Below are 18,700 nucleotides of genomic sequence, written 5' to 3'. Positions count from 1 at the left end.
ATCCGGCGGCGCCGCGTGCCCGTCAGAGCCGCTCGACGATCGTCACGTTGGCCTGCCCACCGCCCTCGCACATGGTCTGGAGGCCGTACCGCCCGCCCGTGCGCTCCAGTTCGTGCAGCAGCGTCGTCATCAGCTTCGCGCCCGTCGCGCCCAGCGGGTGGCCCAGGGCGATCGCGCCGCCGTTGACGTTGACCCGCTCCGGGTCGGCGCCGCTCTCCCGGAGCCAGGCCAGCACCACCGGCGCGAACGCCTCGTTGATCTCCACCAGGTCGATGTCGGCGATGGTCATGCCGGTCTTCTTCAGCGCGTACGCGGTGGCCGGGATCGGCGCGGACAGCATCCGGATCGGGTCCTCGCCGCGCACCGACAGGTGATGGATGCGGGCGCGCGGGGTCAAGCCGTGCTCCCGTACGGCCCGTTCGGAGGCGACGAGCAGGGCGGCGGCGCCGTCGGAGACCTGGGAGGAGAGCGCGGCGGTGAGGCGGCCGCCCTCCATGAGCGGGGCGAGCGCGGCCATCTTCTCCAGGCTGGTGTCCCGGCGCGGCCCCTCGTCCACGCGGACGTCCCCGTACGGGACCACCTCGCGGTCGAAGCGGCCCTCGTCGATGGCGCGGAGCGCGCGCCGGTGCGAGCGGAGCGCGAACTCCTCCATCTCCGGGCGGCCGATCCCCCACTTCTCGGCGATCATCTCGGCCCCGTAGAACTGGCTGACCGGCCGGTCGCCGTAGCGCGCACGCCAGCCTTCCGAGCCCGCGAAGGGGCCCTCGGTCAGCCCCAGCGGCTCGGCCGCCTGGCGGCTGGCGAAGGCGATCGGCACCTGCGACATGTTCTGCACGCCGCCCGCGGCCACCAGGTCCTGGGTGCCGGAGAGCACGGCCTGCGCCGCGAAGTGCAGGGCCTGCTGGGAGGAGCCGCACTGCCGGTCGACGGTCACGCCCGGCACCTCCTCGGGAAGCCCGGCGGCCAGCCAGCAGGTGCGGGCGATGTCGCCGGACTGCGGGCCCACGGTGTCCAGGCAGCCGAAGACCACGTCCTCGACGGCGGCCGGGTCGGCGCCCGAGCGCTCCATCAGCGCGCGCAGGACGTGCGCGCCGAGGTCGGCCGGGTGGACGGACGCCAGCCCGCCCTTGCGGCGGCCGACGGGGGTGCGTACCGCTTCGACGATGAATGCCTCGGCCATGGTCACTCCATAGAGTTCAGTGTCGGGGGGTGATGCCGTCCAGGACCATCGACACGTACTGGCGGGCGATCTCCTCGGGGCTGTGCTGCCCGCCGGGCCGGTACCAGGACGCGGCGACCCAGACGGTGTCGCGCAGGAAGCGGTAGGCCAGCCGGATGTCGAGGTCGGCGCGGAACACCCCGTCGGCCACGCCGCGCTCCAGCGTGCCCAGCCAGGCCCGCTCGAACCGGCGCTGCGAGTCGGTGAGATAGCCGAACCGGGGCAGGGCGGCGAGCTGCCGGGACTCCTTCTGGTAGATCGCGACGGCGGCCCGGTGCCGGTCGATCTCCCGGAAGGACTCGGTGACGAGCGCCTCGATGGTCGCCCGGGGGCCGAGTCCGGCCCGCAGTACCTCCTCGTACCCCGCCCACAGCTCGTCGAGGAAGGTGGAGAGGATTTCGTCGACCATCGACTCCTTCGAGTCGAAGTGGTAGTACAGGCTGCCCGCGAGCATTCCCGCCTCGTCCGCGATCCGGCGGACGGTGGTCGCGTTGTAGCCCTGGGCGGCGAACACCTCGGCCGCCGTCGAGAGCAGTTCGCGACGCCGCTCGGGGGACGGGCTCACGGTGGTCTTCTTGCTGTTCCCGCTGATTTTCGGCACATGCCCATTCTCGCCTCACGGGGACCGCGCTCACGGGTGCCGACTGCTGACGGAGACCGTCTCGCCGGTCATGTACGACGCGTAGCCGCTGGCCAGGAAGACGATGACGTTGGCGACCTCCCACGGCTCGGCGTACCGGCCGAACGCCTCGCGCTCGGTCAGCTCGGCCAGCAGCTCGGGCGTGGTGACCTTCACCAGGTGCGGATGCATGGCGAGGCTCGGCGCGACGGCGTTGACGCGCACCCCGTACGCGGCGGCCTCGACGGCGGCGCAGCGGGTGAGCGCCATGACCCCGGCCTTGGCGGCGGCGTAGTGGGCCTGCCCGGCCTGGGCGCGCCAGCCGACGACCGAGGCGTTGTTGACGATGGTCCCGCCCGCCGGGTGGGCCTTCAGGCGGCGGAGGGCGGCGCGGGTGCAGCGGAAGGTGCCGCCGAGGGTGACGTCGATGACCTTGTGCCACTGCTCGTCGGTCATCTCGGTGAGTTCGGCGGTACCGCCGAGACCGGCGTTGTTGACCACGACGTCCAGCCGTCCGTGGCGTTCCTCGGCGAGGTCCAGGAGCGCCGCCACCGCGTCCTCGTCGGTGACATCGCAGGTCAGCCCGGCGACGCGGTCCGCTCCGAACTCCTTCGCGAGGGCGGCGGCCGTCTCCTCCAGGCGGCGTGCGTGGGCGTCGCCGATGACGATCCGGGCGCCCTCTTCCAGGAACCGGCGCGCCGTGGCGCCGCCGATCCCGGCGCCCGCCGCGGCCGTGATGACGGCCGTGCGGCCGGTGAGCAGGCCGTGGCCGGGGACGTACGACGGCTTGTTGTCCATCACGGCGCCACGGTAACCTACCAAACACTTGTTAGGGAAGGAGCCGGGGGCCCGATGGATCTCGACCTGACCGAGCGGCAGGAGGCGTTCCGGGCCGAGGCCCGGCGGTGGCTCGCGGCCCATGTGCCCGCCGCGCCGCTGCCGTCCCTGGAGACCGCCGAGGGGTTCGCCGCCCACCGCGCCTGGGAGCGGACCCTGGCGTCCGGCCGCTGGTCGGCGGTGACCTGGCCCGAGGAGTACGGCGGGCGGGGCGCGTCGCTGCTGGAGTGGCTGCTGTTCGAGGAGGAGTACTACGCGGCGGGCGCGCCCGGCCGGGTGAGCCAGAACGGCGTCAGCCTGCTGGCCCCCACCCTCTTCGACCACGGCACCGCCGAACAGCGGGCCAGGATCCTGCCGCCGATGGCGCGCGGCGAGGTGATCTGGGCGCAGGCGTGGTCCGAGCCGGAGGCGGGCTCCGACCTGGCCTCCCTGCGCTCCACCGCCCGGCGCGCGGACGGCGGCTGGCTGCTGACCGGGCAGAAGACCTGGTCCTCCCGGGCGGCCTTCGCGGACCGGGCGTTCGGACTGTTCCGCAGCCACCGGGAGCCCGGCGCCCCGCCGCACCGCGGGCTGACGTACCTGATGTTCCCGCTGGACGCGCCGGGCGTGACCGTACGCCCGATCGGCCGCCTCGACGGGAAGCCCGCCTTCGCCGAACTCTTCCTGGACGAGGTGTTCGTGCCCGACGACGACGTCATCGGCGAGCCGGGGCGGGGCTGGCGGGTCGCGATGAGCACCGCGGGCAACGAGCGCGGCCTGACCCTCCGCAGCCCCGGCCGCTACACGGCCGCCGCCCGCCGCCTGGCCGCCCTGTGGCGGACACGCGTCGCCGCCGGGGACGAGGCGGGCGCGGCGCTGCGGGACCGGGTGGCCGACGCCGTGATCCGCGCCCGCGCGTACGAACTCTTCGCCTACGCGGGCGCCTCCCGCCTGGCCGCCGGGGAGCAGCTCGGGGCCGAGTCGAGCCTCAACAAGGTGTTCTGGTCGGAGCTGGACATCAGCCTCCATGAGACGGCCCTCGATCTGCTGGGGCCGACGGGTGAGTTGGCGGAGGACGGCTGGGCGGAGGGCTATGTCTTCGCGCTGGCGGGCCCCATCTACGCCGGGACGAACGAGATCCAGCGGGGCATCGTGGCGGAGCGGCTGCTGGGCCTGCCGAAGGGCAGGCGGTGAGCGGCCCCTTCACGGCCCCGGGATGTCCCCGGACGCCCGGTCACCGGGACGCTCCCGGGCCCCGGGGGCTGGCCCGGGCCACCGGCCTTACGGATACGGCGACCACGACCACGGTCGCGGCGGCGACCGCTACCGCTACCGCGACGAAAGGCGACCGCGCATGAGATTCCTGCTGGATCAGACACAGCGCGAGTTCGGCCGCACCCTCGACCGGATGCTCGGCGCCGCCGACACCCCCGGCGCTGCGCGGGCGTGGGCGCGCGGGGAACACGCGCCCGGGCGGGCGCTGTGGGGGCGGCTGGCCGAGGCCGGGGTGACCGCGCTCGCCGTGCCGGAGGCGTACGAGGGGGTGGGGCCGCTGCCGGTGGAGCTGGCCGTGGCCTGCGTCGAGCTGGGGCGGCACGCCGTGCCGGGGCCGTGGGCCGAGACCGCCGCGGCGGCGGCGCTGCTGGCGGAGTCCCCCGCGGCCGGAAAATGGCTGCCCCGCATCGCCTCCGGGGAGGCCATGGTCACCGTGGCGATGGCCGACGGCGGCCCGTACGCGCTGGACGCGGACGCCGCCGACGCCGTCCTCGCCGTCCGCGGCGAGGAGCTGTGGCTGGCCCCGGGGCACGGTCCGGTGCGGGCCTCCCTCGACCCCGCGCGGCGCCTCGCCGCGCCGCTGCCGGGCGGCGAGCCGCTGGCGCGGGGCGCGGCGGTCGCCGCGGCCGCCGCGCGCGCCGCGGACTGGGCGGCCCTCGCGACGGCCGCGCAGTCCCTCGGCGCCGGGTTGGCGCTGCTGGACCGGACCGTGGCGTACGTCAAGCAGCGCACCCAGTTCGGCCGGGCGATCGGCTCGTTCCAGGCGGTGCAGCACCAGTTGGCGGATGTGCTCATCGGGCTGGAGTTCGCCCGTCCCCTGCTGCACGGGGCCGCGGTCGCGCTCGCGGCGGGCGGTCCGGGGGCCGGGGCCGAGGTCGCCGCCGCCAAGGTGGCGGCGGGCGACGCGGCGTACGCGGCCGCGCGCACCGCCCTCCAGCTGCACGGCGCGATCGGCTACACGGACGAGTACGACCTGTCGCTGTGGATCCGCAAGGCCCGCGCCCTGCGGGGCGCCTGGGGTTCGCCGTCGGTCTGCCGCGCGCGCGTGCTCGCGTCCTGACAGGGGAGCGCGTGCCGGGCCATGCTGTACCGACCGGCCAAGGCGGCGACGCCCTCAGGAACGCGGCGAACAGCGAGGTATGCCCGGATGCACCGGCCCCGGCCCACCCTGGAGAGCGTGGCCCTGCACGCGGGCGTCTCGCGCGCCACCGTCTCCCGCGTCGTCAACGGCTCGACCAGGGTCGCCGAGGACAGCCGCTCGGCGGTGCTGCGGGCCATCGAGGAGCTGGGGTACGTCCCGAACCAGGCCGCCCGCAGCCTGGTCACCCAGCGCACCGACTCGTTCGCGCTCGTCCTGCCCGAGGAGCCGGGCCGGGTCTTCTCGGACGACCAGTTCTTCCCCGGAGTGGTGCGCGGGGTCGGCCAGGAGCTGGAGGACGCGGACAAGCAGCTGGTGCTGATGATGGCCCGCTCCCCCGCCAGCCGCGACCGCATCGAACGCTTCGCCCAGGCGCGGCACGTCGACGGGGTCATGGTCGCCTCCATGCACGGCGCCGATCCGCTGCCCGCCGCGCTGGCCCGCATGGGCATTCCCGTGGTGTGCAACGAACGGCCGCTGGGCGCGGAGACGCTGCCGTACGTGGGCGTCGACAATGCCGGGGGCGCGGCCCTCGCCGTGCGGCATCTGCTGCACTCCGGCCGCGCCCGCGTCGCCACGGTCGCGGGCCCGCAGGACATGGTGGCCGGTATCGACCGGCTGACCGGCTACCGGACGGCGCTGGCCGAGGCGGGGCGGGAACCGGTGGTGGCGGCCGGGGACTTCACCCAGGAGTCGGGCGCGGTCGCGATGCGGGAGCTGCTGGGACGGCAGCCGGATCTGGACGCCGTCTTCGTGGCCTCCGACCTCATGGGCCTCGGCGTGCTGCGGGCCCTGCGGCAGGCCGGGCGGCGGGTGCCGGAGGACGTGGGGGTGGTCGGCTTCGACGATGTGCAGGCGGCGCGCTACGCGGACCCGCCGCTGACGACGGTGCGGCAGCCGATCGCGGAGATCGGGCGGCGGCTGGCGCGCCAGCTGCTGCGGCTCGCGGGCGGGGAGACGATCGAACCGGCGGTGGTGCTGGACGTGGAACTGGTGCTGCGCGGCTCGGCGTGACACGCCCTATGTGGTGTACTGCCGCAACTGCCCGCGGAAGTCCCGTTCGAACGTGTCGTACCGCGCCCGCAGTTCGGTGCCCGGCCAGCCCTCCGGCAGCAGTTCGTCCGGCAGCACCGGGTCCGTCAGCAGATGCCGCAGCACCGCCGCCGCCACCGTGAAGCGGTCGGCCGGGCTCCGCGCCTCGTCCAGGGCGTCGATCAGGCGGCGGGCCCGCCCGGCCCAGCCCGGCAGGTCCCAGAGCCGGGCGGCGAGGACGGCCGGATCGTCCTCAGGGGTGGCGGTGAAGCAGCCGCACTGCTCGGCGACCACGGGCGGGCGGGGGCGTACGAGGTTGGCGGGGCGCAGCCAGGTGCCCTCGCGCAGCTCGGCGAGCCGCAGCGCGGCCATCGCCTGGCGGAGGGCGGCCCGCTCGGGGGCGGGGCGGCGGTCGGGGGTGACGACCGCGATCTCCCAGGTGCCGTCCCAGCGCCGGGTGCGGGGCGCCCGGCTGTCGTCCTGGCGGGCCTGGCGGGCGAGCAGCCGGTCGGTGAGCCGGTAGGCGCCGCCCTGCTGTTCGAGGTCACCGGCGGCCACCATCCGGGTGAGCGCGACCCGTACCGTCCCCTCGGCCGTGCCGAACAGCGCGCCGACGCGGACGAGCGCGCGGGCGGGCAGCCGCGGCGGATGGTGGCCCAGCAGGGTGCTGAGCACGATCGAGCGCGCGGTCAGGGGGCGCAGCGTGAGCGTTCCGGTGTCATCCATGGCTGAGCGGAACCCTATCCATCACCGTCCCCCCGACTATCATTACAGTTTCCATTCACGCATACTGAAAGTGTAAGAACCCGGAGATCCGCAAGCCCCGGCATCCGCGGCGACACCCAGGAGACGCTTGCCATGAGCGCGACGCACGAAGTCCTCAACCAGGCCCCGCCCCTCGTCGGCTTCAGCACGGCCGACGAGCCCGCCCTGCTGGAGGCCCTGCGCCGGGGCGGCGCCGAATGGGCCGAGCAGCGGGTGCGCGAGGTGGGCGCGCGGGCCGGTTCCGCCGAGGTGCAGGACCGGGCGCGGATGGCGGAGGGGCACCCTCCGGTGCTGCACACCCATGACCGCTTCGGCCATCGGATCGACGAGGTCGAGTACCACCCCGCTTACCACCAGCTGATGACCGCTGCCGTGGAGAGCGGCCAGCACGCGGCGGCCTGGGCCGAGACCCGCCCCGGGCGGCATCTGGCGCGCGCGGCCACGTTCTACGCCTTCGCCCAGGCCGAGCCCGGCCACGGCTGCCCGATCTCCATGACGTACGCCGCGGTCCCGGCGCTGCGCGCCGAACCGGAACTGGCCGCCGCGTACGAGCCGCTGCTGACCGCCCGTACCTATGACTTCGGGCTGCGCGCGCCGCTCACCAAGCGCGGGCTGATCGCGGGCATGTCGATGACGGAGAAGCAGGGCGGCTCGGACGTACGCGCCAACACCACCGAGGCCGTCCCCGTACCCGGGGACGACGGCACGTACCTGCTCACCGGCCACAAGTGGTTCACGTCCGCGCCGATGAGCGATGTGTTCCTGACGCTGGCGCAGGCCCCCGAGGGGCTGACCTGCTTCCTGGTGCCGCGCGTCCTGCCGGACGGCACCCGCAACGCCCTGCACCTCCAGCGGCTGAAGAACAAGCTCGGCAACCGCTCCAACGCTTCCTCCGAGATCGAGTACGACCGCGCCGTGGCCTGGCGGATCGGCGAGCCGGGGCGCGGGGTGCGGACGATCGTCGAGATGGTCAACGTGACCCGGCTGGACTGCGTGATCGGCTCGGCGGCTGGCATGCGCGCCGGGCTGCGGCAGGCGCTGCACCACTGCGAGCACCGCAGGGCCTTCGGCTCCGAGCTGATCGGCCAGCCGCTGATGCGCAACGTCCTGGCCGATCTGGCGGTCGAGTCGGAGGCGGCCACCACGCTCGCGATGCGGCTGGCGGCGGCCCTGGACCGCGCCGAGGCCGGGGACGCCGGGGAGGCGGCGCTGCGTCGGCTGGGACTCGCGGTAGCCAAGTACTGGGTGTGCAAGCGCGGCGCCACCCATGCCGCCGAGGCCCTGGAGTGCTTGGGTGGCAACGGCTACGTGGAGGACTCCGGCATGCCGCGGCTGTACCGGGAGGCGCCGCTCCAGTCGATCTGGGAGGGCTCGGGGAACGTCGCCGCCCTCGATGTGCTGCGCGCCCTCGGCCGGGAGACGGGCGCGCTGGACGCCTTCCTCGCCGAGGTGGACGCCGCCGCCGGGGCCGACGCCCGGCTGGACGCGGCCGTGGCCCGGCTGCGCGCACTGCTGCCGCAGCTCGCCGATCCGCAGCGGGCGCAATTGCTCGCGCGCCGCCTCGCGGAGCAGATGACCCTGGTCCTCCAGGGCAGCCTGCTGGTGCGGTACAGCCACCCGGCGGTCGCCGACGCGTTCTGCGCCTCCCGGCTCGACGGGGACTGGGGACATGCGTTCGGCACCCTGCCGCCGGGGACGGACACCGGCCCGATCCTGGACCGGGCCCGACCCAAGGATCTCCGGGTGTAAACCTCACGCACGGAAACCTCCGCATTATTTCCCCTATTCGGGCGAATTATTGAGGGCATACGGCTGACAGCGGCCCGTTCAGCCGAATATCTCCTCGTGAATCGATGGCATCGCGCATGGCGGGCGGGGGTCCTCACCACGGCCCTGCTGCTCGCCTCGACGGGGGCGACGGCCTTAGCCGACGGCGGTGGTGACGGCCCCGCGGCCACCACCGCCCCACGGCGGACGATCGACGTCCGGAACGGGCCAGGGACGGGGACGGGGGACGGGGACCCGGACCATGGGCCGCGTACGAAGGTGAGGCTGCGGGTCCGGGTCCAGATCGACCCGGGCTTCTGTGTGTGCGTCAGCGCGTCGGTGGCCGCGCGACGGGGCTGGCTCAGGTTCCGGTACGGCTGGTGCCCACCGCCCAAGCCGACCCCGACGCCTACACCGACGCCGACGCCGACGCCGACGCCGACACCCACCCCGACTCCGACGCCGACGCCGACGCCCAGCCCGACGCCGACTCCCGCGCCGACGCCCACGCCCAGCGCGCCGCCCTCGGCCACCCCGGCGCCGAGCCCCACGCCGACGCGCACCCCCGCGCCCAGCCGGTCGGCGGCGCCCGGCCCCGCGCACCTCCCGTCCGTGCGGCGGCCCGCGCCACCGGCCCCGGTCGCTCCGCCGACCCGGCCGCCCAAGCCTCCGGCACCGCCTCCCGAGCCGGTTCCCACGCCGAGCGAGACCCGTCGCGTCGAGGTGCACGCGTATCAGAAGCCCACGCGCCACGAACCCGACGGCGGAACCTCCTTGGTCACGTTCACCCTGCTGCTCACCGCTCCCGCGGTGCTCGCGGCCGCCGCGCTCCGGCCCCGCTCGCGCTCCGGCTCGCGCGGCGGACGACGCGGCTGATCCGCCCACACCGCCGGCCGTCCCGGCCGATCCGTACCGGAGGTTGCCCATGCCTGACTGGCTGATTCTGATTCTTCTGATGGCCGGGATCTGCGCGGTCGTCGTCGTCCTCGCGATCCTCAACGCCCGCCGCCTGGGCGACGACGACGATCCGAGCGAGACCCCCGATGTCCTCGACTACATGATCATGATGATCGGCGTGGTCTACGCGATCGTGCTGGGCCTGGCCATCGCCGGGGTCTGGGAGTCCCGCGGCGCCGCCCAGGACGGCGTACGGACCGAGGCGCAGGCGCTGCACGAGGTGTCCGAGCGGGTGAGCGTCTACCCCCAGCCGGTGCGTGACCGCATCCGCGGCGACGTGGACGCGTATGTGCGCCATGTGGTGACCCGGGAGTGGAAGGTGATGGTCGACCACGGCGAACTCACCGACCGCGGCACCGATCTGCTGGCCAGGCTGCGGCACGACGTCACGCTGGCCAAGCCGCAGACCGACCTCCAGTCACAGGCGTACCAGCCGCTCGTGGACCAGGTGGCGGCCGTCGACGACGCGCGGGGCGCCCGCCAGCAGAACGCGGGGCCGACGATGCCCGAGGTGGTCTGGTTCGGGCTGCTGTTCGGCGCGGCGCTGGTGATCGGGCTGGTCTTCACCCTCCAGATCCGCCGCTCGCCACGGGAGCTGATGCTGGCGGTGATGTTCACCGCCCTCATCATCTTCCTGCTCTACCTGGTGTGGGACTTCGACGAGCCCTTCGGGCGGACGGTCGGCGACGCGACGACGCCGTTCACCGATCTGTTCCCCGGCGTCCGCGGAGGTACCTGAACCGTTTGCCGGGTCAGGACACCGGCACCGGGAGCACCCGGCGCAGCGGGTCCTCGGGCACCCGGCCGTGGGCCTTCCACTCGCGCGGGTAGCCGACCGAGACCTCCTGGAACTTCACCCCGTCCTCCACCGTGGTGCGGGGGATGTGGAGATGGCCGTAGACCACGGTCTCGGCGCGGAACCGCACGTGCCAGTCGGCGGTCAGCTCGGTGCCGCACCACAGGGCGAAGTCGGGGTAGCGCAGCACCCGGGTGGGCAGCCGCGTCATCGGCCAGTGGTTGATGAGCACCGTCTTCAGCGCCGGGTCGCAGGCGGCCAGCCGGGCCTCGGTCTCGGCGATCCGCGCGCGGCACCAGGCGTCGCGGGTGGGGTACGGGTCGGGGTGCAGGAAGTGCTCGTCGGTGCAGACGACGCCCTCGTCGTGGGCGTGGGCGAGGGCGGCCTCCTTGGTGTGCAGGCCGTCGAGGCGGAAGGTGTAGTCGTAGAGCAGGAACAGCGGGGCGATGGTGAGGGGCCCGCCGATGCCCTCCCACACCGGGTACGGGTCCTCGGGCGTGACGATGCCCTTGCTCCGGCACATCTCCACCAGCGCCTCGTAGCGCGCCACGCCCCTGGCCTCCACCGGGTCCTTGGGGTGGGTCCACAGCTCATGGTTGCCCGGCGACCAGATGACCTTGGCGAAGCGCTCGCTCAGCAGTCCCAGTGCCCATTCGATGTCGGCGAAGACCTCGCCGACGTCCCCGGCGACGATCACCCAGTCGTCATCGGAGCCGGGCCGCAGCCGCTCCACGATCGCCCGGTTCTCCTCGTAGGCCACGTGCAGGTCGCTGATGGCGAGCAGTTCACCCCGGTGCGTGCCGCCCATGGTTTCTCCTGTCGTACGGTCGGCGGTCATATTGGCGTTAGCCTCGCAGATGTGGTGGACAAACTTCCCGCGTCCTTCGAGCGCGGAACTGACGGTCCGAAGGTTATCGTGGCCGGCTTGGACGGCTCCGAGTCCTCCTGGCGTGCCGCCGCGTACGCCGCGGGGCTGGCCAGACGGCAGAACGCGCTGCTCGCCGTGGTGTACGTGCAGCCCGTGATGGCGGCCGGGGCGGCGCTGGGCGCCTCCGTGGCGGACACCACGGGCGAGGTGGCCGAGGAGCTGCTGCGGGAGGTGCGGGAGGCGACCCGGCGGCTGAGCGGGGTCTTCGAGGTGCGCTGGGAGTTCCACACCTTCCGCGGCGATCTGTACAACGGCCTGGTGTCCGCGGCGGACGAGCTGAAGGCGGACGCGGTGGTGGTCGGCGCGTCCGAGCAGGCGGGGCACCGCATCGTCGGCTCGGTGGCGGTCCGGCTGGTCAAGGCGGGGCGCTGGCCGGTCACGGTGGTGCCGTAGCGCGGCGGACGGCGTCGCCCGCCGCGCCGGGCGGCGGTCCTCCGGCTCGCGGACCGGGGCGGGGTGGGGCACCGTGGTGAGTGGAACCATCGGACCGCCCCAGGACCGGGGAGACTGCCATGTCCCATACCTACCGGGTGACGGAGATCGTCGGCTCGTCCACCGAGAGCGTCGACGACGCGATCCGCAGCGGGGTCAACCGCGCCTCGAAGACGCTGCGCAATCTGGACTGGTTCGAGGTCGGCGCCGTCCGCGGGCATATCGAGAACGGCCGGATCGCGCACTACCAAGTGGGACTGAAGCTCGGATTCCGGCTGGAGGACACCGACTCCGGCTCCGGCGATCTGCCCGGCTGATTCAGCCACGGGGGACGACGGCGGACAGCACGGACGTCAGCGGATACCAGTCGGCGGTCGCGAGGCTGGCGTGCCGCGCTGCGAGGTCGTTCACCCGCGCCCGGGCCTGGGCCTCGGTGGGGTTGGTACCGTCGATGGCGGGCGCGACGTTCTGCGCGTCCGTCATGATCAGGATGTAGTGGCGGGTGTCGTACCAGGCGGTGTCGATGTTCTGCGTGACGTACGCGGAGGCGTCCCCATCGAAGAACACGAACCACGGGCGGATCGCGGCGTCCTGGTAGCGGGTGCGCGGATCGCCGGTGGCGGCGGTGTGGACGGCGGGGAACGCGGCGGCCTCGCGGAGCCGTCCGGCGGCGGCGAGATCGCGCAGATGGGTGGCGTACTCGCGGTCAGTCCACAGGGTGTCGAGCGGGTTGTTCTCCTCGACGGTGCCGGGGATCAGCTCGACGATGAACTTGCCCGCGAGCGCGGACCGGGACGGCCACGCCCCGGCCCGTACCGCCTGGTCCAGGTCGGAGTGGTCGCCCACGATGTCCGCTGGGCGCAGCAGCGCGTCGCCGAGGGTGCTGGACAGCAGGGCGTCGAGGTCGTCGGGGCCGCGGCCGCTCTTGTCGTAGAAGCCGTCCTTCATCTCGGTCTTGATGACGATGGGCCGGTGACCGGGGTGGGCGTCGTGCCATGCCTTCATGTCGGCGAGGCAGCCCGCCAGGCTCTGGTTGCGGGCCTTGGTGCGCAGCTGCGCGGGGGTGGCGGCGTTCTCGCAGTTGTTGTCGTTGCCGAGCGGATTGCTGTGCGAGACCCGCCAGCCTGCGCCGAACACGTTGGTCCAGACGTCGAGTTCGAGCAGGGAGGCGCCGGAGTCGAGCGCGTCGGCGAAGTACGGGTACTTGGCCTTCTCATACGCGTTGTGCACGCCCACGCCCGTGGTGGCGGCGTACGACGGCTCGGCCGCGGCGGCCGGGCTCGCGTTCTCCGCCGCCGTCAGACACAGTGCGGCGGCCGCCGCCGCGGCCGCCACGTTGCGCCTGTGCCGCGCCCTGCCGGACGCGGATCGCCCCGAGTTGCCCATCCGACCCCACCCCTGCCGCTGCCATCAGAATGGGCAGCAGCGTACGGGAGGGGCCCACGGGTGACGAGGGGGTGTGGGTCACATAGGGGTGTTCCGGGGTCAGGCGGCGACGAGTTCGCGGGCCGCCGCGGCGATGGCCTCGGCGTCGATCCCGGCCTGGTTCAGCTGCTCGGCGGGGGTGCCGGACAGCGGCATGTTCCGTACGGCGAGCCGCACGATGCGCGGTGCCCGGTGGCCGTCGGCGAAGGCGCCCTGGACCGCGTCGCCCACACCGCCCTCGGGGTGGTGGTCCTCGATGGTGATCAGACGGCCCGTCACCTCGGCGGCGGTGCGCAGCGCCTCGGCGTCGACCGGCTTGAGCGAGTACAGGTCGATGACGCGGGCGGAGATGCCGTCCCGGGCGAGCCGGTCGGCGGCGTCGATGGCCTCGTGGACGGTGATCCCGGCGGCGACGAGGGTGACCTGGTCGTTCTCGGTGGCGCGCAGGATCTTCGATCCGCCGACGGGGAAGCGCTCGGAGGACGGGTAGATGACGGGCGTTCCGCCGCGCGAGGTGCGCAGATAGCGGATGCCCGACAGCTCGGCCATGGCGGCGGTCAGCTGGGCCGTCTGGTTGGCGTCGCACGGGTAGAGCACGGTGCTGCCGTGCACCGCCCTCATCGCCGCCAGATCCTCAAGGCCCATCTGCGAGGGCCCGTCCTGGCCGATGGCGACCCCGGCGTGCGAGCCGACCAAATTGAGGTTCGCGCGGCTGACGGCAGCCATCCGGACGAAGTCGTAGGCGCGGGTGAGGAAGGCGGAGAAGGTGCACGCGTACGGGGTCCAGCCGCGCGTCTGCATGCCCACCGCTGCGGCCACCATCTGCTGTTCGGCGATGAAGAACTCGAAGTAGCGCTCAGGGTGTTCCTTGTGGAAGTACTCCAGCCGGGTCGAGTCGCCCACCTCCCCGTCGAGCGCCACCACATCGCCGCGGGCGGTGCCGACGGCGGCCAGCGCCTCGCCGAACGCGTCGCGGGTGGGGACGGTGTCGCCGGTGTTGAAGCGCGGCAGGCTCAGCGGGCCTTCCGAGGTGGGCCGGGTCGGCTTCTCGGCGGGCGGGCCGAGCACCGGTACCGCCATGTTCCGTACGCCGCCGAGTTCGGCGATGGCCTCCTCGGGGTCCTTCAGCGGCTTGCCGTGCATGCCCTCGTGGTTCTCCACGGAGGCGACACCGCGTCCCTTCTGGGTGCGGGCGATGATGGCGGTGGGGCGGCCGACGGTCGACGTGGCCTCGCCGTACGCGCGGTCGATCGCGGCGATGTCGTGCCCGTCGACCTCGATGGTGTGCCAGTCGAACGCGCGGATGCGGCGGGCGTATGCCTCCAGGTCCCACTGGTGGCGGGTGGGGCCGCGCTGGCCGAGCCGGTTGACGTCGATGACGGCGGTGAGGTTGTCGAGCCGTTCGTACCCCGCGTGCTCGAACGCCTCCCACATCGAGCCCTCAGCCATCTCGCTGTCCCCGCACAGCACCCAGACGCGGCTGGAGACGTGGTCGAGCCGCTTTCCGGCCAGCGCCATGCCGACGCCGAAGGGCAGTCCCTGGCCGAGCGATCCGGTGGCCACGTCCACCCAGGGCAGCTCGGGCGTGGGGTGGCCCTCCAGCCTGCTGCCGAGCTTGCGGAAGGTGAGCAGTTCCTCGTCCTTGAGGGCGCCCGCCGCCTTGTAGAGCGAGTAGAGCAGCGGAGAGGCGTGTCCCTTGGAGAAGATCAGGTGGTCGTTGCCCGGGTGCTCCGGCTTTTCGAAGTCATAGCGCAGATGGTTGCCCATGAGGACGGCCATCAGGTCCGCCGCCGACATCGACGACGTGGGGTGGCCGGACCCGGCGGCGGCCGAGGACCGCACGGAGTCCACCCGGAGCTGCTGCCCGAGCTCGCTGAGCTGTTCGTGTCGCATTGTTCTCCTTCCAGGGGTTTCCGGCGACCTGATTTCCGGCGGCCCGGCTTCCGTCGCTTCAGCCGCGGCTGTGCCGCGCGACCTCGGGTGACTCGGTGTCCAGCGGCACCGACCAGGACGGCACCAGGCCGAACTGCACCGCCTGCGGCGGCAGCGCCGCGTCCAGCAGCCAGTCGGCGGCCACCCGGACCCGGTTGCCGGGCATGGCCATCAGGTGGTAGCCGCGGGTGACCGCGTTGGCCGCGGGGCCGGCCAGCGGGATGTGCAGCGGGTCCGCGGCCGCCTGGACGCCGCCGAGGTCGACCGTGAACCCCAGGTCGTGGTGTTTGTACGGGCGCGGCGCGCCGCGCCCCAGGGAGGCCAGGACGTTGTGGGCGGCCGCCTTGCCCTGGCGCTGCGCGTGCTGCGCGGTCATCGGCGTGAACTCCCCCGGCCGGGTCAGATCGGGCACCGCGGCGGCGTCGCCGCAGGCCAGCACCTCCGGGTGGCCGTGCACGGTCAGATACTGGTCGACCCGCAACCGCCCGTGCTCGGTCGCCAGCCCGAGATCCTCCACCAGCGGGTCGGGGCGCACACCGACGCACCAGATCAGCGACCGGGTGTCGATGAACTCGCCGTCGTCGAGCAGCACCCCGTCGGAGGTGGCCTCCTTGACCGAGGTGCCAAGACGTACGTCCACCCCGCGCCGCCGCAGCACCCGGTCCGCGGTGCGGGAGAGGCGTTCGTCCAGGCTGGGCAGCACTCGCTTCGCCACGTCGAGCAGCATCCAGCGGGGCCGGGGCTCATGGCGCAGCGCGGTGTTCTGCCGGGCGAGCGAGTCGGTGAACAGCACGCCGTGGGCGGCCACTTCGGTGCCGGTGTATCCGGCGCCCACCACCACGAAGGTGCGGCGCGCGGCCCGCTCGCGTGGGTCGCTGGTGTTGGCCGTCATCTCGAGCTGGCGGGTGACGTGGTCCCGCAGGTACAGGGCCTCCGGCATACCGCGGAAGCCGTGCGCGTGCTCGGCCACGCCCGGGATCGGCAGCAGCTTGTTGACGCTGCCGACCGCCAGGACGAGCCGGTCGTAGCCCATCTCGCCGCGCCCGCCCTCGGGGTCGGTATAGGTGACGCGGCGGCCGGTGAGGTCGACGGAGTCGACGTTGCCCAGCACCAGCCGGACGTGCGGCAGGGTGCGGGTGAGGGACACCGACACCCGGCGGGGCTCCAGGACACCGGCGGCCACCTCGGGGAGGAGCGGCAGATACAGAAAGTAGTCGTTGGGGTTGATCAGGACGATCTCCGCGGTGCGCCGCAGCGAGCGCGACAGCGTACGGGCGGCCTGGTAACCGGCGAAACCGGCCCCCACGATCACGATGCGTACTGGGCTCACACGGACTCCAGGGCGTCACGGGGGCAGAGCGCTCCGGGTGCCCGTGTGGGCCGAGATCAAACCGCGGCTAGGGAGTGACGGGCTCGTCCCAGTCGATGCGGTAGCCGGTGAGCCAGTCGTCGCCGCCCGTGGTGCCCGCCCGGTCGAGCCGGCGGGCCATCGTGGCGTCCCGCAGGGCCCGCTTGACCGGTCCGGGGGCGTTGCGGCGGGCCAGGCCCGCGCTGTTCGCGGCCACCTTCTCGACCCGTTCGCGGCGCAGCCCCTCGTACGCGGCGAAGGCCGACCGCGGTCCTGGCAGGTCGCGCAGGCACTTGGCGAGCACCACGCCGTCCTCGATGGCCATCGAGGCGCCCTGGGCGGCGTTGGGCGCGCAGGCGTGGGCCGCGTCGCCCACGATGACCATGCCCTCCTCGGACCAGATCGGGGTGGAGACGAGGTCGTAGGCGGCGGTGGCGACGATGGTGTCGCCGGTGGCGCGGACGATGTCGGCGGCCGGGGTCTGGTCCTCGGCGAACAGCTCCGTCAGCCGCTCCCGCCACTGCTCCGGGGTGACGGCGGCCAGCTCCGCCTTGGACAACTCGGCCGCCGGGGCGTTGGAGAACCACCACACCTCGCCGTCGGGCGCGGCGGTACAGCCGAAGAACGCCTGCTTGCCGAAGACCATCGTGTAGGTGTCCTGGGCGGGCGGCGAGGCGGCGTCGCGGGTGTAGCCGCACACCGTGTGCTGTCCGGTGTAGCGGGGCCGGGGCGCGCCCGCGTCGATGGTCCGGCGGATGAGGGAGTGGATTCCGTCTGCGCCGACGAGCACGTCGCCCATGGCCCGGCCGCCGTCCGCGAAGGAGCCCACGACGCGGCCGTCCGGGCCGGTCTGGGCGGCCAGCAGCCGCTTGCCGTACTCGATGCGCACTCCGCGGCGCACCGCCTCCTCGCGCAGCACCCGGGCCAGCGTGGCGCGCCTGATGGTGACCGCCCCGAGGCCGCCGTCCCCCGCACCGGACATCGGCTTGTCGCCGAGCCGTTTGCCGGTGTTGCTGATGAACTCCACGCGGGTGGCCGGGAAGGCGTGCTCCAGGACCGGTTCGAGCGCGTCGATGGTGCGCAGCGCCTCCAGGCCGTTGTTGGCGACGAGGAGGAACGCACCGCCCGTGTCGGTGGCGTCCGGGTGGTACGCCTCGTAGACGACCGCTTCGATATCCGCCTTGTGCAGGGCCATCGCGGTGACCGTACCGGCGATGCCGCCACCGATGATCAGGGCCTTGGTCATGGTGCTCCGTGACAGAGGGTCGGTAAAAGGTGACAGCACCATAGGGCCCGGGCGCGGATCCCGGGGCGGGTTCGCCAAGGCCGGTACGGCAGTGTTAAGGGTGCCTACTTGAGCAGCCGGGACATCCGGCGGTCGGCGAGCGGTCTGCCGCCGGTCTGGCAGGTGGGGCAGTACTGGAGCGAGGAGTCCCTGAAGGACACCTCGCGCACGGTGTCGCCGCACACCGGGCAGGGCTCGCCGGTGCGGCCGTGCACCCGCATCCCGCCGCGCTTCTCCGCCTTGAGGTCCCCGGCCGCGAGGCCCCGGGAGCGTTCGACGGCGTCGCGCAGGGTGGCGCCCAGCACCTCGTACAGGACGGCGATCTCGTCCTCTGTGAGATCCGAGGCGAGCCGGTAGGGCGACATCCGGGCGGCGTGCAGGATCTCGTCGGAGTAGGCGTTCCCGATCCCGGCGATGACGCTCTGGTCGCGGAGCACCCCCTTGATGCGGTGGCGTACGCCGCGCAGCAGCCCGGCGAACGCCTCCAGGGTGAAGGACTCCGCCAGCGGATCGGGGCCGAGGCGGGCGATGCCCGGCACCTCGCCCGGCTCGCGCACGCAGTACACGGCCAGCCCCTTGCGGGAGCCCGCCTCGGTGAGGTCGAAGCCGGAGCGCTCGGGTCCTGACAGCAGCAGCCGCAGCGCCAGCGGGCCCCGGCCTGGGCGCGGCGGGGCCTCGGGCAGCCCGTCCTTCCAGCGCAGCCAGCCCGCGCGGGCGAGGTGGACGACCAGATGGGGGCCGTCGGTGGCCAGGTCGAGGAACTTGCCGTGGCGGCCCGCCGCCGTGACGGTACGGCCTTCGAGGGCGGTCAGCGGCGGGTCGTACGTCTTCAGCACGCTCACCGCGACGGGCAGGACGCGGGCGATCTCCCGGCCCACGGCGCGGTCGGCCAGGATTCCGGCAAGGGCCTCCACCTCGGGCAGCTCCGGCATGCCACCAGTGTGCCGCAGCACCGCAGGGTGCGCG

18 protein-coding genes are annotated in these 18,700 nt (G+C 73.5%); 8 read left to right on the top strand and 10 right to left on the bottom strand.

Annotated elements, in window-relative coordinates; translation table 11 throughout:
• Positions 1-22: 22 nt before the first annotated feature.
• From ACH4TL_RS19845 to ACH4TL_RS19835, 3 genes are read right to left on the bottom strand one after another with little or no spacing between them, the layout of a single operon-like run.
• Complete coding sequence (locus tag ACH4TL_RS19845; RefSeq protein ID WP_398315791.1) at positions 23-1,180, bottom strand: acetyl-CoA C-acetyltransferase; 1,158 nt, start codon at positions 1,178-1,180, stop codon at positions 23-25.
• Positions 1,181-1,196: 16 nt separating this feature from the next.
• A complete protein-coding gene (locus ACH4TL_RS19840; protein ID WP_398315789.1) occupies positions 1,197-1,820 on the bottom strand; it encodes a TetR/AcrR family transcriptional regulator in 624 nt (207 codons plus the stop codon).
• 30 nt (positions 1,821-1,850) lie between these two features.
• Positions 1,851-2,636, bottom strand: coding sequence for an SDR family oxidoreductase (locus tag ACH4TL_RS19835; protein ID WP_398316059.1), 786 nt, complete (start codon positions 2,634-2,636; stop codon positions 1,851-1,853).
• Positions 2,637-2,690: 54 nt separating this feature from the next.
• Between ACH4TL_RS19835 and ACH4TL_RS19830 the strand changes: the two genes are divergently transcribed.
• From ACH4TL_RS19830 to ACH4TL_RS19820, 3 genes are all read left to right on the top strand, one after another.
• Positions 2,691-3,848: an acyl-CoA dehydrogenase family protein gene (locus tag ACH4TL_RS19830; protein ID WP_398315787.1), complete on the top strand. Its 1,158-nt coding sequence runs from the start codon at positions 2,691-2,693 to the stop codon at positions 3,846-3,848.
• A 160-nt stretch (positions 3,849-4,008) separates the two neighbouring features.
• The gene (locus tag ACH4TL_RS19825; RefSeq protein ID WP_398315785.1) at positions 4,009-4,989 is read left to right on the top strand and encodes an acyl-CoA dehydrogenase family protein; all 981 of its coding nucleotides are present in this window, start codon (positions 4,009-4,011) and stop codon (positions 4,987-4,989) included.
• A gap of 87 nt (positions 4,990-5,076) precedes the next feature.
• The gene (locus ACH4TL_RS19820; RefSeq protein ID WP_398315783.1) at positions 5,077-6,081 is read left to right on the top strand and encodes a LacI family DNA-binding transcriptional regulator; all 1,005 of its coding nucleotides are present in this window, start codon (positions 5,077-5,079) and stop codon (positions 6,079-6,081) included.
• A gap of 6 nt (positions 6,082-6,087) precedes the next feature.
• Here ACH4TL_RS19820 and ACH4TL_RS19815 read toward each other — a convergent pair whose 3' ends face one another.
• Positions 6,088-6,825 carry a PaaX family transcriptional regulator C-terminal domain-containing protein gene (locus ACH4TL_RS19815; RefSeq protein WP_398315781.1) on the bottom strand — a complete coding sequence of 246 codons (738 nt, stop codon included), beginning with the start codon at positions 6,823-6,825 and terminating at the stop codon, positions 6,088-6,090.
• Positions 6,826-6,957: 132 nt separating this feature from the next.
• Between ACH4TL_RS19815 and ACH4TL_RS19810 the strand changes: the two genes are divergently transcribed.
• The 3 genes from ACH4TL_RS19810 to ACH4TL_RS19800 all read left to right on the top strand — a co-directional run bounded on the left by ACH4TL_RS19810 (position 6,958) and on the right by ACH4TL_RS19800 (position 10,327).
• Positions 6,958-8,613 carry an acyl-CoA dehydrogenase family protein gene (locus tag ACH4TL_RS19810; protein WP_398315779.1) on the top strand — a complete coding sequence of 552 codons (1,656 nt, stop codon included), beginning with the start codon at positions 6,958-6,960 and terminating at the stop codon, positions 8,611-8,613.
• Between the two features lie 398 nt (positions 8,614-9,011).
• Complete coding sequence (locus tag ACH4TL_RS19805) at positions 9,012-9,572, top strand: hypothetical protein (protein ID WP_398315778.1); 561 nt, start codon at positions 9,012-9,014, stop codon at positions 9,570-9,572.
• On the top strand, positions 9,557-10,327 hold the full coding sequence (locus tag ACH4TL_RS19800; RefSeq protein WP_398315776.1) for a DUF4239 domain-containing protein: 771 nt from the start codon (positions 9,557-9,559) through the stop codon (positions 10,325-10,327). The genes ACH4TL_RS19805 and ACH4TL_RS19800 overlap by 16 nt, the downstream gene beginning before the upstream one ends.
• A 13-nt stretch (positions 10,328-10,340) precedes the next feature.
• Here the strand turns inward: ACH4TL_RS19800 and ACH4TL_RS19795 are convergent, their stop codons facing one another.
• A complete protein-coding gene (locus ACH4TL_RS19795) occupies positions 10,341-11,192 on the bottom strand; it encodes a metallophosphoesterase family protein (RefSeq protein ID WP_398315774.1) in 852 nt (283 codons plus the stop codon).
• A gap of 51 nt (positions 11,193-11,243) precedes the next feature.
• On the opposite strand from ACH4TL_RS19795, the gene ACH4TL_RS19790 reads away from it, so the two are divergent.
• Positions 11,244-11,705: a universal stress protein gene (locus ACH4TL_RS19790; RefSeq protein WP_398315772.1), complete on the top strand. Its 462-nt coding sequence runs from the start codon at positions 11,244-11,246 to the stop codon at positions 11,703-11,705.
• A gap of 119 nt (positions 11,706-11,824) precedes the next feature.
• A complete protein-coding gene (locus tag ACH4TL_RS19785) occupies positions 11,825-12,061 on the top strand; it encodes a dodecin (protein WP_398315770.1) in 237 nt (78 codons plus the stop codon).
• Position 12,062: 1 nt separating this feature from the next.
• On the opposite strand, the gene ACH4TL_RS19780 is transcribed toward ACH4TL_RS19785, so the two are convergent.
• The 5 genes from ACH4TL_RS19780 to ACH4TL_RS19760 all read right to left on the bottom strand — a co-directional run bounded on the left by ACH4TL_RS19780 (position 12,063) and on the right by ACH4TL_RS19760 (position 18,666).
• Positions 12,063-13,130, bottom strand: a complete 1,068-nt coding sequence (locus tag ACH4TL_RS19780; protein WP_398315768.1) for a phosphatidylinositol-specific phospholipase C domain-containing protein — start codon at positions 13,128-13,130, stop codon at positions 12,063-12,065.
• A 99-nt stretch (positions 13,131-13,229) separates the two neighbouring features.
• On the bottom strand, positions 13,230-15,062 hold the full coding sequence (locus ACH4TL_RS19775; protein ID WP_398315766.1) for a transketolase: 1,833 nt from the start codon (positions 15,060-15,062) through the stop codon (positions 13,230-13,232).
• A gap of 58 nt (positions 15,063-15,120) precedes the next feature.
• Positions 15,121-16,431 carry an NAD(P)/FAD-dependent oxidoreductase gene (locus tag ACH4TL_RS19770; protein ID WP_398315764.1) on the bottom strand — a complete coding sequence of 437 codons (1,311 nt, stop codon included), beginning with the start codon at positions 16,429-16,431 and terminating at the stop codon, positions 15,121-15,123.
• Positions 16,432-16,498: 67 nt separating this feature from the next.
• A complete protein-coding gene (locus ACH4TL_RS19765; protein ID WP_398315762.1) occupies positions 16,499-17,695 on the bottom strand; it encodes an FAD-dependent monooxygenase in 1,197 nt (398 codons plus the stop codon).
• A 104-nt stretch (positions 17,696-17,799) separates the two neighbouring features.
• Complete coding sequence (locus ACH4TL_RS19760) at positions 17,800-18,666, bottom strand: Fpg/Nei family DNA glycosylase (RefSeq protein ID WP_398315760.1); 867 nt, start codon at positions 18,664-18,666, stop codon at positions 17,800-17,802.
• Positions 18,667-18,700 lie beyond the last annotated feature (34 nt).

It is taken from the genome of Streptomyces sp. NPDC021115 (genome assembly GCF_044333065.1).
Taxonomy (GTDB): domain Bacteria; phylum Actinomycetota; class Actinomycetes; order Streptomycetales; family Streptomycetaceae; genus Streptomyces.
Note: the sequence above shows the minus strand (reverse complement) of the source record. Positions and strands in the feature narration are given on the sequence as shown.